The sequence below is a fragment of the Sphaerisporangium sp. NPDC005288 genome (assembly GCF_040607475.1).
Taxonomy (GTDB): Bacteria; Actinomycetota; Actinomycetes; order Streptosporangiales; family Streptosporangiaceae; genus Sphaerisporangium; species Sphaerisporangium rhizosphaerae.
In genome coordinates this window covers 101,521-115,362 of the sequence record NZ_JBEXGT010000010.1, presented here as the reverse complement: position 1 = coordinate 115,362, position 13,842 = coordinate 101,521, and the positions used below count along the sequence as shown (strand labels likewise).

General features: G+C 74.2%; 9 protein-coding genes. 7 read left to right on the top strand and 2 right to left on the bottom strand.

Going from position 1 to position 13,842, the window contains the following annotated elements; all coding sequences use genetic code 11:
* Positions 1 to 153 precede the first annotated feature (153 nt).
* Both sigK and ABZU32_RS12335 read left to right on the top strand, forming a co-directional pair.
* A complete protein-coding gene (sigK, locus tag ABZU32_RS12340; protein WP_354920846.1) occupies positions 154 to 744 on the top strand; it encodes an ECF RNA polymerase sigma factor SigK in 591 nt (196 codons plus the stop codon).
* Positions 741 to 1,736 carry an anti-sigma factor gene (locus ABZU32_RS12335; RefSeq protein ID WP_354920843.1) on the top strand — a complete coding sequence of 332 codons (996 nt, stop codon included), beginning with the start codon at positions 741 to 743 and terminating at the stop codon, positions 1,734 to 1,736. The genes sigK and ABZU32_RS12335 overlap by 4 nt, the downstream gene beginning before the upstream one ends.
* A 27-nt stretch (positions 1,737 to 1,763) precedes the next feature.
* Here the strand turns inward: ABZU32_RS12335 and ABZU32_RS12330 are convergent, their stop codons facing one another.
* Positions 1,764 to 2,915 (bottom strand): hypothetical protein, encoded by a 1,152-nt coding sequence (locus ABZU32_RS12330; protein WP_354920840.1) that lies wholly within the window; start codon positions 2,913 to 2,915, stop codon positions 1,764 to 1,766.
* A gap of 329 nt (positions 2,916 to 3,244) precedes the next feature.
* Here ABZU32_RS12330 and ABZU32_RS12325 point away from each other — a divergent pair, with 329 nt between their 5' ends.
* A complete protein-coding gene (locus tag ABZU32_RS12325; RefSeq protein WP_354846744.1) occupies positions 3,245 to 3,475 on the top strand; it encodes a hypothetical protein in 231 nt (76 codons plus the stop codon).
* 118 nt (positions 3,476 to 3,593) lie between these two features.
* Here ABZU32_RS12325 and ABZU32_RS12320 read toward each other — a convergent pair whose 3' ends face one another.
* Positions 3,594 to 6,446 carry an AAA family ATPase gene (locus ABZU32_RS12320; protein WP_354920837.1) on the bottom strand — a complete coding sequence of 951 codons (2,853 nt, stop codon included), beginning with the start codon at positions 6,444 to 6,446 and terminating at the stop codon, positions 3,594 to 3,596.
* 127 nt (positions 6,447 to 6,573) lie between these two features.
* Here ABZU32_RS12320 and ABZU32_RS12315 point away from each other — a divergent pair, with 127 nt between their 5' ends.
* From ABZU32_RS12315 to ABZU32_RS12300, 4 genes are read left to right on the top strand one after another with little or no spacing between them, the layout of a single operon-like run.
* Positions 6,574 to 6,762, top strand: coding sequence for a hypothetical protein (locus tag ABZU32_RS12315; protein ID WP_354920834.1), 189 nt, complete (start codon positions 6,574 to 6,576; stop codon positions 6,760 to 6,762).
* A gap of 37 nt (positions 6,763 to 6,799) precedes the next feature.
* Positions 6,800 to 10,270, top strand: coding sequence for a hypothetical protein (locus ABZU32_RS12310; protein ID WP_354920831.1), 3,471 nt, complete (start codon positions 6,800 to 6,802; stop codon positions 10,268 to 10,270).
* Positions 10,267 to 12,594, top strand: a complete 2,328-nt coding sequence (locus ABZU32_RS12305; RefSeq protein WP_354920829.1) for a hypothetical protein — start codon at positions 10,267 to 10,269, stop codon at positions 12,592 to 12,594. The genes ABZU32_RS12310 and ABZU32_RS12305 overlap by 4 nt, the downstream gene beginning before the upstream one ends.
* Positions 12,591 to 13,835, top strand: a complete 1,245-nt coding sequence (locus tag ABZU32_RS12300) for a ferritin-like protein (protein ID WP_354920826.1) — start codon at positions 12,591 to 12,593, stop codon at positions 13,833 to 13,835. The genes ABZU32_RS12305 and ABZU32_RS12300 overlap by 4 nt, the downstream gene beginning before the upstream one ends.
* Positions 13,836 to 13,842: the final 7 nt, after the last annotated feature.

Below are 13,842 nucleotides of genomic sequence, written 5' to 3'. Positions count from 1 at the left end.
TTCTCAAACTACGGCCTCACCACCGGCTCCGTGGCCGTCACCGGAGGCGCGGGCGGTGGATTCCGCGACTCGATCGGCTCCCGCGCAATCCACAGGCCCTTCTGCGCCGAAGTAGTGGTGTCCGCGTCCACGCCGACGGTTGGAGAAGAAGGCATGAGGCCGACACGAGCCGTGCCCCTGGACGGCGGCCGGCACGACCGGCCGGGTCTGGAGGAGCTGCTGAGGCGGCTCGCGCGGGGAGACCGCGCCGCCTTCGAGCAGGTCTACGACATGGTGGCGCCCGCCGTGTACGGGGTGGCCCTGCGGGTGCTGCGCGACCCGGCCCAGGCCGAGGAGGTCGCCCAGGAGGCGCTGATCGAGGTGTGGCGGTCCGCGGCCCGTTTCGAGGCCGCGCGCGGCTCGGGCATGGCGTGGGTGATGACCATCGCCCACCACCGCGCCGTCGACCGCGTGCGCGCGGCGCAGGCGGCGATCGACCGCGAGGACCGCGTGGCCCGGCTGGAGGTGCGCCGGCCCTACGATGACGTCGCCGAGTCGGTGGAGACGACCCTGGAGCAGGAACGGCTGCGCCGCTGCCTGGGCGGCCTCACCGAGCTGCAGCGCGAGTCGGTCACCTACGCCTACTACGGCGGATACACCTACCGTGAGGTCGCCGAGCTGCTGAAGGTGCCGCTGGCGACGGTCAAGACCCGGATGCGCGACGGACTGATCCGCATGCGCGACTGCCTGGGGGTGGAACGATGAGCGGCGATCCGCACACGCTGGCCGGGGCGTACGCGCTGCGCGCGGTCGAGGACGCCGCCGAGCGTCAGGCGTTCGAGGAGCACCTGTCCCGGTGCCCGGAGTGCGAGCTGGAGGCGCGCGGGCTGCGCGAGGCCGCCGCCCGCCTGGGCGCCGCGCTCGCGGTGGAGCCGCCGGCCCGCCTGCGGGGGCGCGTCATGGCCGAGATCGGCATGGTCCGCCAGCTCCCGCCGGTCCCCGCCGCCGACCCGGCCCCCGGCAGCGGCCCGCTCTCCTTCCCCGTCCAGCCCCCGCCCGGCCCGGGCCCCGCCCCGGCCGGCGGCGCGAACCCCCTGGGAGGCCCCGGCTTCCCGGGTGCTCCCGGTTCACTTGACGGTTCCCGTTCCCGGGGCGGTGCGGGGTCCGTGGGGGGCCCCGGTTCCGATTCGCCGGGGGCCGGGCCAGGGGGGCCGGCGCCGTTCCCCGGGCCGGGGCAGGGGCCCGGCCGGGGGAGCGGCAGACGGTCGCGGCGGCGGGCGGCGAGCCGGGCCGCCTGGGCGCCGCGCGTGGCGACCGGGCTGGCCGCCGCCTTCCTGGCGGCCGCGGTGGGCCTGGGCGTCGTGGCCGTTCGCACCGGCGACCAGCTCGACCGGGCCCGGGCGGGCGGCGAGCGGCTCGCCGCCGTGCTGGCCGCGCCGGACGCCCGCACCGTCACCCGCACGGCGGACGGGGTCACCGGCACGCTGGTGGTCTCGCGCTCCCAGGGCCGCATGGTGTTCGTCTCGGCCGGGCTGTCCGCCCTGCCCGAGGGGCGCACCTACCAGCTGTGGCGCATCGGGCCCTCGGGCGCCGTCCCCGACGGGCTGACCCGTCCCGGCGCCGACGGCCGCACGCCGCCGGTGGTGCTGGGCACGCCGGGGGACGCCACCAAGGTCGGCGTCACGGTCGAGCCCGCGGGCGGGTCGCGCCGGCCCTCCGGTGATCCGCTCCTGGTGATGCCGCTGCCCCCGGCCTGACCTGCCCTGCCCGCCCTGCCCGGTCTGTCAGGCCGGGGGGTCGGGCGGGGGCGGTGCGGGGAAGCGGAGGGAGGCGGCGACCAGGTGCTCCTTGAGCTCGGTGTCGGCCTGCACGTGCTCCACCGAGCCGCCCTCCTCGATCACCGCGTCGGCCAGCTCGCCGATCACGTCCGGTGTGCGCCGGGTCGCCTTGCCGCACAGCGGGCAGGCGTCCCCGCCGGTGCCGAGCCAGCCCGACTCGTCGCACACCACGCCCGGCGCCGTCGCCCCTTCCTGGACCAGAAGGGCCTGCACCGCGGCGACCGACCCCGCCCACAGGCAGTCCGCCAGCCCGAGGGCCGCCGGCCTGCGCGTCGCCGACCGCTCCAGCACCTCGGCGACCCAGCGGCGCTCCTCCTCGCGCTCGTAGCGTTCGAGGATGCGCTCGGCGCTGTGCCGGATGTCGGCCGGGGTCGCGGTGCGCGGGTCGACCGAGAAGGTGCCGGCGACCCTCGGACGCAGATGGCGGGGAAGGAAGTCGACGAACCCCGGCACCTCCTCCGGATGCCCGCCCAGGATGATCAGCTCGTACCTGCCGGTGCGGAACAGCTCGTCCACCAGTCGCGCGGCGTTGCGGTAGTGCCGCCGGGTCAGGTCGTCGGCGCGGTTGCGCACGCGGTGCTCGGTGTACCCGTACCAGCCGGCGTAGTTGGACTTGCGCAGCGTGGGGTCCTCCACCTTGCCGGCCTCGCGCATCTCGTCCTGGTACAGCTCCCATGCCTCGGCCGAGCGCCGGTCGAGCACCAGGACGCAGGAGCGGTGGTACTCGTCGAGCACCGCCAGCATCGGGCGCACCCACGGGGCGGCGTCCACCATGACCCGGTCGCGCACGGTCCGCGGCAGCGGGATCTGCTCGAACAGGTCGGCCCCGCTGCAGGAGAACACCGCCACGGCGCCGGCCTCGGCCCGCTCCAGGCCCTCCATGCCGGCGATGCGCTCGATGTCGCCGCGGATGGACATGCGGGCCTGGCGCCCGAGCGAGCTGTCCTGTCCGAGCGGGCGGATCTCGTGCAGCAGGCTGTTGACGCGGGTGGACAGAGTGGTGTTCCCGTCCGCCCCGACGCTCACGTACAGCGACACCACGGGCACGTCGCCCCCGTTGAAGCGAATGATCCGGTCGATCGTCTCTGCGGTGATCATGCATCGCCCCCGTCGTCGCTCCTGTGACCTCTGTATTCGTTCCCACCCACGGACCGGGGAGGTGGCCGGGTGGCGCGATCAGGGGGACAAGAAACGACAAGGCGGACATGGGGCGACCGGCGAGGCCGGTGAAATCAGGGAGATCAGGGACGGATCGCGTGGCCGCCGGGAGCGGCCGCCTCGCGCTGCTCTACAGTTGGCGTCATGAGCAGGCGCCGCGGGCCCGCGTGACGGCCCGGGGCGCGGCCTGTCCCGCCGGGCCGCCTCCAGCCTCCGCCACGGCCTGCCTGACCGGCGACGACCTCGATCCGCGACCCGAGGAGGACCCATTGAGCAGTGCATCCGCCGACAACCTCGATCTTGCCACCAGCGCCAGGGAGATGGCCGACCGCGAGCCGGCCGGGTCGCTGAACCACGCCGCCGCCACGTCGGTGGCGATCACCTGCGCCACCACGCGCAACATCGCCGAGGCCCGCGCCGTCCTGTACGGGGTGACACCGCCCGACGTGCGGGAGGCCGCGCTCGCGCTGTTCAACCGCCTGTCCGCCGGCGCCGCGTGAACGCCTGACCCCGGCCCGGCGCGCGGATCGGGGTCCGCCGCGAGCCGGGCGTGGACGGCCGCATTCAGGGGGCCCGTGGCCGAACGACGCCCGCGTGCGCACCGGCCCGCTCGACGCCTCAGGTGGGGGAGCCGAAGGCCTCGCTGAGCTGCCTGCGGTTGACGATCGCGAGTTTGCGGTAGACCCGTGCGAGATGGGTCTCCACGGTCTTGGTGGAGATGAACAGGGTCTGGGCGATCTGGCCGTTGCTGTGCCCGTGGAGGGCGAGGAGGGCCACTCTGCGCTCGGCCGGAGTGAGGGCGTCGATGCCGGCGACGGCGGTCCGGCGCGGGCGCATGCCGGCGGCGTGCAGTTCGGCGCGGGCCCGTTCGGCGAGCGGGCGGGCGTGCATGCGGTCCGCCAGCGCCAGGCCCTGTCGGAGCGGTGGCCCGCAGTCGCGGCCACGCCCCGCCCGCCACAGCGCGGCCCCGAGGTCGATGAGGGCGCGGGCGTGCTCGAGCGCCGCGGGGGTTCCCTGCAAGATCTTCGCCGACTCGGCGAGCAGCGAGAGGTCGGGACGCGGCCTGGCGACCAGGCCGGCGACGCGCAGCGCGGCGCCGACGGCCTGCGCCACGCCGACGGTCCGGGCGCGGGCGACGGCCTGGCCGGCCAGTTCCTGGGCGGCGCGGTGGTCGCCGAGGTGGTGCGCGGCGATGGCCGCCGTGCCCCGCCAGGGCAGCAGGCCCGGGTGGTCTATCTCGTAGAGCCGTTCGAGCAGGTGGCCGGCGTCGCGGGCGGCTCGGAGCGCCGCCGCCGGGTCGCCTCGCAGCAGTGACAGCCGGGCGCGGCAGTCGAGGACGAGCGGGGAGTACATGCCGTCCGGCGGATGCGGGTCGGCCAGGTGCAGCGCCTCCTCCGCGGCGTCCTCCTCGCCCCGTTCGAGGTGCACCCAGGCGAGCAGGAAGGCTATCCAGCCGCCCGCGGAGTTCCAGCCTTCGTCGTGCGGCCCTCGGGCCGCCTCCAGGTCGGCCAGGGCCGCGGTCAGCGCCCCCTGGTGGTAGCGGGCCAGCGCCCGGTGGTAGCCGGCGTAACCGTAGGCGAGCACGTCTCCTCTGCGTCGTGCCGCCGACAGCGCGGCGTCGGCCGCGGCCTCGGCCACGACCAGCTCACCGGCGATGACCAGGGCGTGGACGACGATCCCCATCAGTGAGCCGTGGCCGACCGGGTCCACCAGGGGGTCGTGGGCGAGCGCGCCGGAGGCGGCGCGCAGTACCTCGGGTACCGGGTCGCCGTCGAGGGCGAGTTGCAGGGTGAGGTGCGCCAGCAGGCCCGGCCTGCCGGGCGGGCGCCCCTGACGGGCCTCGCGCAGCACCGGCGCCAGCCGCCGGGCGGCGTGGCGGCGCAGCGAAGGATGGAAGCGGGCGATCATCAGGTACTCGGCGAGAACATCCTCCGAGCGCGGGTCGCCCGCCTCGAACAGGTCGAGTGCGGCGTCCTGGGCGACCGCGGCGCCGGAGAAGTCTCCGCGCGAGTTCCGCAGCCGGGCGAGCAGGGTGAGCGCTTCGGCCCTGACAGGGGCGGGCGCGTCGTCGAGCAGGGGGAGCGCTTCGGTGACCGTGTCGTGGGCGGCCAGGTCGCCGGCGGTCATCTGGGCGCGGGCCAGTTCGAGCATGAGTTCGCCGGAATGGCGCCCGGCGGTGGCGTCGGCGAGCGCCCGGTGAAGCAGCCGGGTGGCCGCGGCCGGGTCGCCCCGGCGCAGTGCCAGGCAGGCCGCCTCGCGCAGTGTGCGGGCCACGGCGAGATCGCCTTCGGGCTGGGAGACCAGCAGGTGGCCGGCCACTTTCTCCACCCCCTCGCCGTCCTCGGCGAGCAGGTCGGCGGCCCTGCGATGGGCGCGGGCCCGGGCGAAGGCGGGAAGGTCGGCGTGGACGGCCGCGGCGATGAGCGGGTGGAGGAACCCGAGCGGGTCGCCGGGGCGCAGCAGGTGGGCGCCGGCCAGCACGTCGGCGGCCCGCTCGGCGGCCGGGAGGCCGAGGCCGGCGTGACGGGCCGCCCGGCGCAGCGGGGTGCGATCGCCCAGGACGGCGAGCGAGGTGGCGAGGCGGACGGCCTCGGCGGGCAGCCTGGCCAGTCGCGCCAGCACCGAGTGGAGCACGGTGCCGGGCACCATGCCGGCGACGGCGCTCGCGGGCGGGACGTGCCCGTCGGCCTGCAGGGACCGCAGCAACTCGCCGACCAGGAAGGGGTTGCCGCCGCTCGCATGCGCCACGGCGGCGGCCAGGTCGTCCCCGGCGGCGGGGAACACGCCGGCCACCAGCCGTTCGACCGCGCCGGCGGACAGGGGCGCGGGGGCCAGCAGGCGGTTCGGGGGCTGGACGGTCAGCCGGCGCAGCGCCGAGACCTCCGATCCGTCCTCGCCGTCGCGCACGGCGACCACCAAGGCGAGCGGGAGCGCGCCGACTCGGTCGGCGAGCATGGCGAGGAACCGCAGCGACGCCTCATCCGCCCACTGCGCGTCGTCCACGGTGAGCAGCATGGGGCGGACCGCGGCGCCTTCGGTTCCCCATCCGGTCAGGTTGACCGCCAGCCGGCACAGTCCCCGCAGCATGTCGTCGCCGCCCGGTGCCGCCGGGGAGAGCTCCTGGCGAAGAAGCCCGGGAAACAGCGGCGCGGCCGGTGCGGCGAGGCCCGCCGCCAGCCGGGCGCGCTCCTTCGGGCGGGCGGCGGTCAGCGGCGGGGCGAGGAGGTCGAGTGCCACGCCCAGCGCTATCGCCCGCTCCAGTTCATGCCCGCGGGCCGCGAGCACGAGCAGTCCGTTCGCCTGGGCCTGATCGGCGGCGGCGGCCAGCAGCCGCGTCTTGCCCACTCCGGGCGGCCCCTGCACCACCACCAGGGACCCGCTCCCCGTGCGTACGGCCTCCAGCGCCGCCGCCAGTGCCGTCAGCTCGCTGTCACGTTCCAGCAGCAACGATTCCGCCACCCGCTTCGTCACGCCCCCACCGTAAGACCGCGAACGCGCACCGGCCACGAATACCACCCGGTAAGGGTGGCGTATATCGCCAAATATCAGGGTGTCTACCCTGACGCCGGGCACCAGGCGACGGCGGCAGACTGCGCGGGTGAGCGACTCTGGGCACCGCGTCCGGCTGACCGTGGAAGTCGATCTGCTCGCCGACCCGATCGAAGGCGTCGTGCGCCACGAGCACGGCGCCGACAAGCCGTTCGCGGGCTGGATATCGCTCATCCGCGCGTTCGAGCTGGCCCTGGACGACGAACGGCTCCGCCCCGCTCCGCCTCCGCCCGGCTGACTCCCCATCCGATGGACCGAGCCTCACGGAGGTCTCCTTGCCGATCGACCATGCCCTGCCCCTGCGCGTCGACTGTGACTCACGCCTGTCGGAGGACGTCTTACCGGTCAAGCCGGTGAGCGTCGATCCCGAAGCGCACAACCACACCTCCATCGCGACGACCGATGACGGAACCCATCTGCTGCTCGCCATAACGCCCGGGACCGGGCTCGCCGAGGTTCGGGCGTCGGGGGAGTCGGCGTCGGGGTACACGCTTCACCCGCTGCCGAAGGGGGCGCGGGCCCAGGAGGTCGTGACCCTGGTGGACGCGGACGGCCTGGTCAACGCCTTCTACGCCACCGAGCCGGCCCTGCTGCACTCGGTGCGCGACGCCCGCGGTGAATGGGGCGAGCCGGCGGAGCTGGCCGCCTGCACCGGGCTGGGCGTGGCCGAGATCCCGCTGAGCGGGGACTTCGCGGTCAGCGGCATCGACGCGCGCGGCGATCTGACGCTCTGCACCGCCGACGGCGGGAAGTGGACCGCGGCCCGCGTCGACCTCGGTGGCGAGCTGGTCGGGGGAGAGGCCCGGCTGGCCTTCACCTCACCCGACGCCTGGGTGCTGTTCGCCACCGCCGGTGGCGTGCTGCGGATCTGGCCCGGCACCGGCGACCGGGTGGCCGCGCACCCCGAGGTGGTCAAGGTGGCGGCCCCCGCGGCGCGGCTGCTCGCGACCTACCCGCACGCGGACTCCGCCATGGTCGTGTTCACCGACACCGCGAACAACCTGTACTCCTCGGCGGGGTTCGGCGACACGCCCGTCCGGATCCCGCTCGGCGAGATCGTCCGGGGCACGGCCGTGCTCGACGACGACGGGATGGTCCGGTGCTACGGCTGCGCCCCGGACGGCAGGCTCTGGCAACTTCGGCAGACCGCCTGGACGGCCGATGACGTCCCGGTCTGGGCGCCGATCTTCCCGCTCGACACCGACGCCGTGCAGGTGAGGACCCCCGCCGGCGGCGCGGGCGCGCTCGCCGTGACCCGGGCGGACGGCACCGTCGACCTGCTCAGCCGGCCGCGTACCGGCGGCGGATGGACGCGCGTGCCGGTGCACGGCCACGCCGAGGACGCGCCGATGGTGGTGTCCCGGTACCGCACCCGGCTGACCGTCACCGACGCGAACGGCCTGCCGGTGCGCCACAGGGCGATCGAGCTGACCTCCTCGCGGCTGGTGGGCCTGTACAGCGGCGGGCGCACGGTGCTCGCGCGGCCGGGCACGGCCGCGACGCTCACCACCGACGAGACCGGCGCGGTGGAGTTCAGCCAGCCCGCCACCGGCTTCACCGCGGTCACCTTCACCGCGCGCGTCGAAGGGGCGGCGGAGGATCTGCCGATCACCCCGCACGGCTACCTGTACGAGACGCTCGCGGGCAGGGCGCCCCTGTTCAACGGCACCGCCACCATCCCGCCGATGAGCGCGGACATGCTGCGCGCCGCCCGTGGCAAGGACGGCCCGCTGCTTCCCGGCCTGACCCCCGGGCTCGCCAAGGTGGCCGCCGGCGCCGTCATCCGGCTCGCCGCCCTCGGGCCCGGGGGCGCCAAGCCGGATGGGGGGTTCGAGGTGGACCTGCGCGATCCCGGCGCGCCCCGGCTGATCGCCTACGCCACCGCGGACGCCGTCACCGAACGGCTGGCGGCCTTCCACGCGGCGGCCGGGCCCGCGACCCTCACGGCCCGGGGCCCCGCGCCGGCGGAGGCGCTCACGGCCGGCGTCCTGGGCAAGAGCCTCGGGGACTGGCTGGTGGACGTCTGGCAGGCCCTGAAGTCGGGCGCGGTCAAGCTCGTCGCCTTCATCGCCCATCCGGACCAGGAGACCTTCTCCGCGCTGGTGGAGTCCGCGAAGGGCGTCTACACCACCGTGGTGGGCCTCGCGCTGGAGGGCCTGGCCGAGGTCGGCTCCCTGATGCAGAGCGTTCTCAACACCATCGAGCTGGCCTTCGACAAGGCGAAGGACCTGTGGCAGGACGCCCTGCACTGGCGCTCCATCTGGCGCACCATGGACGAGTTCTACGGCACCATCACCACCGGCCTGTCCTCGCTCCAGCGGTGGCTGGGCGACTCCGCGGCGGTCGGGACGGGACGCTTCTTCTCCGATCTGAAGTCCGAGCTGAACGCCGGGCTCGACGAGGCCGCGGCCGTGCTGGGGAGCACGACCATCAACGACGTCGGCCGCGGCCGGGTGCGGCTCGGGCTCCGGCCCGCGGGCGGCCGGTCGCCGGGGCTCGCGGCGGCGCTGGAGGGCAGTCCCGCCCAGCACAACTACGTGCTCACGAAGATCCTGGACAACGTGCCGGACCGGCCGGCCAGGACGATGCCCCCGCTCTCCGACGGCTTCACCGGCAAGCTGGTCAAGGCCGTCGAGGACTCCGGCATCCTCGCGGACGGCGGGAAGGCCCTGCAGGACGTGGTGCCGGTGTGCCTCACGCTGTTCCGCGACCCCGCCAAGGCCGGGGAGCTTCGCGTCGCCGACCTGCTGGCGGCGTTGCGCGACCTGATCGACCTGGCGCTCGACGCCTGCGACGTGCTCGTCGTGACGCTGCTGGAGCTGGCGGCCGAGGTCGTGCGGTGGGTCCACGACCTGCTCACCGCGCCGATGGACGATTCGCCGGTGCTCACCTGGATGTGGGACAACCTGGCCAGGCCCAGCGGGAACCGCGACGCGATGACGCTGGGCCGGCTGTTCTGTCTCGCCTTCGCCGCGCCGGTCACCCTCGCGTGCCTGGCCGCCACCGGCCGCGGGCCCTACGACCCGCTCACCAAGGCCCAAGGTGAGGGCGTGCTCGCGAGGAGCGTCGCGGCCGGCTCGCCGGCCGCCGCCGGGCAGAGGTACACGCCGCTCGAGGACGCGCAGTACTACTCCTCCATGGTGCTGATCGGCATCGACATGCTGACCGACGGCGTCAACATGGCCGACGCGCAGTCCGGCGCCGACAGCGTGGGATCGCTGCTGGTCAACGGGCTCGACCTCGCGGCCAACATCATCGTCCAGGGCCTGTTCACCCCGAGCGCCGACTGGAACTGGGCCGCCATGACCAGAGGAGAGAAGATCACCAACGCCACCTGGATCGGCTACTTCGCGCCCATCCTGACCGACGGGGCCTTCCACCTGATCGACCAGGTCAAGGCGATCAGATCGGCGGGCGGTGGCGCGGGGCCCGCGACGGGGGAGGGAGGTGAGGGAACGGACCTCACGATCACCGCCTTCATGGTGAACGTGGGCATCGACGCCGTTCTCGGGCGAGCCCTGATCGCCCTGGGCGTCACCGGCGCCGCCCTGCAGCTGAAGGACGACGATCCCGGCGTCTCCTGGCTGGACGTCTTCGAGGCCGTCGTGGGCCCGCTCCCCTGGGCGGGCCAGCCGCTCCTGCTGCCCGAGGTGGTGGAGGCGACCGCCGGGATCTCCCCCATCGTGCAGCTAGGGGTCCTGGACCCTCTCGGCGACTTCGACTGGGACAGGGCGGCCACCCCATGACGACGGACGCGAGCGTCGAAGAGGTCCTGCGTCACCTGCGGGGCAAGGGCGTGACCCAGGGCTGGGACGTGGTGTGCGCCCTGTCGGCGCACAAGGTCAACGAGCTGTTCCAGCGGCAGTTCGTGCAGGACCTCGTGTCCGGGGACCACCTGCCGCCCATCTCGGGCACCGTGCCCATCATCGACGACTACGCGGTCGAGTTCGCCGACGTCGTCCTCGGTCATCCGCTGATCGCGTTCGACCCGGCACTGGACCCCCAGGCGGCGCGGCTCACCATCCCGGTCGTCTCCGGGATCGCCCGCACCGTCCTCACCGCGGGCGGGGCGGCCAAGGTCGTCTCCACCCAGTGGATCACCGGCGCGCAGGGCTACACGATCACCGGCACCGTGCCGCTGGGAAAGGTGAAGGGAGAGGTCGAGCACCAGACCCACGTGTCCCTGCGGATCGACGACGGCAAGGACTTCTTCGCCGACCTCGGCGTGCCCGGCGCGACGGGCACGTTGCTCGGCGCGTATTTCCTGCGCCTGCTCGCCGATCCCGGCACCGGGTACCGGCGGTACGCGCTCGGCACGCTGGACTACACGCCGAACGCCACCGACCTCACCCCGGCCGGCGACTTCGAGCTGGCGACCCAGCGGGACCAGGCCGACCCCGCGGACGCCGGGCGGCTGCTGCTGTTCGTGCCCACGGACTACAACCCCAAGGGCGGCGCGCAGACCTCGCTTCCTCTGGCCAACGTGATCCCCGCCGGAATGGACACGACGCTGCTGGTGTCCGGCAGGGTGCTGTTCGGCGGCATCCTGCGCGACCTGGTCGCCGGCGTCGTCGGCGCGGGCAACACCGACGCGCACGGCGACGCGTCGGACGCCTGGTCGGTCACGGTCACCGGCGGGAGCATCACCATGCCCGTCCGGTACACCAGCGAGTACGGGACCGTGCAGGCGGGCTGGTGCGGCAAGCCGCAGGACGTCTACGTCACCCTGAAGGACATCGCCTTCCGTTCCTCCGCGGGGGCGCTCACCGGCACCTGGTCGCATGACTGGCAGCAGGCATGGAGCGTCGAGGTCGACCTGCCGGCCCTGCCCACGATCTGCGACGAGGGTCAGGTCACCATGACCGTCGAACTGGACACCACCTACCGGCCCGGCGTCGACCCGGTCACCGCCGAGATCACCTTCACCTCGTCCGGGGGCGTCGGCGTGAGCTTCCCGGCCCCCGACGACTCGTTCTTCAAGAAGATCGACCCTTTCCAGGACGAGCAGGCCCGGCAGCTGACCTGCGACCTCATCGCGAAGGAGATCGTCTACCAGCTCAGCGGCCTGTTCGGCTTCACCGTCCCGCACGTCGGCGCGTTCGCGGTGACCAACCTGCTGTTCCCCGGACGGCAGACCGCCCGGCTGCTGTCGGCCCACGTGCCCGGCGACCTGGTCGCGTTCGGCACGCTGAACGCGCCCGGCTTCGCCGTGTCCCCGCCGCTGTCGGCCGTGACCACCGCCGAGACCGTGCGGCTCGCCGCCGACCGGCCGGTCACCTGGTCGGTCCCGCGCGGCGGCGGCCGGATCGGCGCCGACGGGGTGTACACGCCTCCCGCCGGGCTTTCCCGGCCCAAGGTGGTCGTCGTCACGGCCACGGCGCGGGACCCCATCACCGTGGAAGGGGACGACGCCGATGGGGAGGCGGTCCGCGACGCCGCCGGGAAGGGCTTCGCGACGGCCCAGCGGGCGTACGCGGCGGTGGTGGTGACCCCCGCCCAGGTGACCGTCGCGCCGATCATCTCGGTCTTCGAGGCCCGTGACCAGGCCCGCGCCTTCACCGCGCGGCTGCCCGGGTCCGCCGAGAAGGTCACCTGGTCGATATCTCCGGCCGTCGGGACGGTGGACGACACGGGCCGCTACACCCCGCCCGCGAAGCTGGACCGGCCGGTGGCCGTGACGCTCACCGCGCGCATCGGAAAGGAGAGCGGCAGCGCGCGGATCGTCGTCTTCCCGGCGGCGCCGGTCGCCGTGCAGGTCACCCCGTACGCCCCCGCGCCGCTCGGCCCGGGCACGGCCCGGTCGTTCACCGCCGCCCTGGGCGGCGACCCGGTGCGGGCCGAGTGGAGCGTCCTGCCGGAGGTGGGGCGGATCGACCAGGACGGCCGCTACACCGCCCCGGAGACGGTGCCCGCCCCGTGCGCCGTGCTCGTGGTGGCACGCGACCCCCGTACCCCGGCCCTCGGCGGCACCGCCGTCGTGCTCCTCACCCCCGACGGCGACGACACCGGCGCCGTCATCCGGCCCGCCCCTGCCCAGCTTCCGAACCGACGATCGGACGACCTCTCATGACGCCCCCCGCCGCCAGGCTGTTCCCGCTCACCATGACCCACCGGCCCCTGGACTCCGTCGAGAGGCTGGCCGCCCACCTGCAGACGGCGCTGACCATCGAGCTCTCCACGATCCCGCCCTACCTGTGCGCCCTGTACTCGATCACCGACCCCTCCTCGGAGGCGTCCCGCCTGATCAGGGGCGTGGTGGTCGAGGAGATGCTGCACATGATGCAGGTGGCCAACCTCATGAACGCCATCGGCACGCCCCCCTCGCTGGCGGAGGAGCATGTGCCCGTCTACCCGGCCTACCTGCTCGGCCACGCGGAGGGCGGCCCCTTCATCCAGCTCCAGCCGCTGTCACCCCTGCTCGCGCGCACGGTGTTCATGCAGATAGAGCTGCCCGAGTCCAGCCCGCAGGCGCCCGCCGAGGACGAGCCGTACCACACCATCGGCCAGTTCTACAAGGCCATCGAGCTGGGCTTCGAGAGCTGCGTCGCCAGATACGGCGAGAAGGAGGTGTTCGGGCACGACACCGGGTTCCAGCGTGACGACACCTACTTCGGCCCGGGCGGCGGCGAGCTGCACATCGTGCACGACCTCGACGGCGCGAAGGCCGCCATCACCGAGATCGTCCAGCAGGGCGAGGGGGCCGAGGTGCAGCGGCCGCCGGCGCCGTACGAGGAGCCGTACGGCGGATACGACCACTACGGCGACCGGCTGGACGGCACCTACGGACCGATCCTCGGCACGCCGTGGGAGCTGTCGCACTATGGCAGGTTCGAACGCATCGCCCGCGGCGAGGTGAGCCTGCCGCCGATCTACCCGATGCAGGCCAACCCCTCCGCCGCCGACCTCGACGGCGACTTCCGCAGGCTGTCCTACCTGTTCGACAACTGCTACACCCTCGTGCTCACCGCGCTCGGGGAGGCCGTCGGCAAGACGGCCCGCCCCGGCCCGTTCTTCCAGACGGCCTTCCCGGTCATGCAGGCGGCCCTGCCGGCCCTGGCGACCCTGCTGATGGGGACTCCGCTGAACCCGGCCGCCGATCCCGGGCTGGGCCCCAACGCCGGACCGGCCTTCGTGTACCGGCCACGCCCCGTGGAGGAGATCGTGGCCGAGGCGGCCGACCTGCTCGCGCGTCCGCCGTCGGCCTTCGGCGGCGACTACCGGCAGACCTGGCGGCACAACCTCGGCCTCGCCCACCGGGCGCTGGCCGGCGCGGCCGCGGACGACCTCACCCCCAACTCGGCGCACGGATGACAGGGAG

Bases quoted from the DNA above. Each gene is read 5' to 3' on its own strand.
- sigK (WP_354920846.1), top strand. From the start codon at position 154: ATGAGGCCGACACGAGCCGTGCCCCTGGACGGCGGCCGGCACGACCGG.
- ABZU32_RS12300 (WP_354920826.1), top strand. From the start codon at position 12,591: ATGACGCCCCCCGCCGCCAGGCTGTTCCCGCTCACCATGACCCACCGG.
- ABZU32_RS12335 (WP_354920843.1), top strand. From the start codon at position 741: ATGAGCGGCGATCCGCACACGCTGGCCGGGGCGTACGCGCTGCGCGCG.
- ABZU32_RS12330 (WP_354920840.1), bottom strand. From the start codon at position 2,915: ATGATCACCGCAGAGACGATCGACCGGATCATTCGCTTCAACGGGGGC.
- ABZU32_RS12305 (WP_354920829.1), top strand. From the start codon at position 10,267: ATGACGACGGACGCGAGCGTCGAAGAGGTCCTGCGTCACCTGCGGGGC.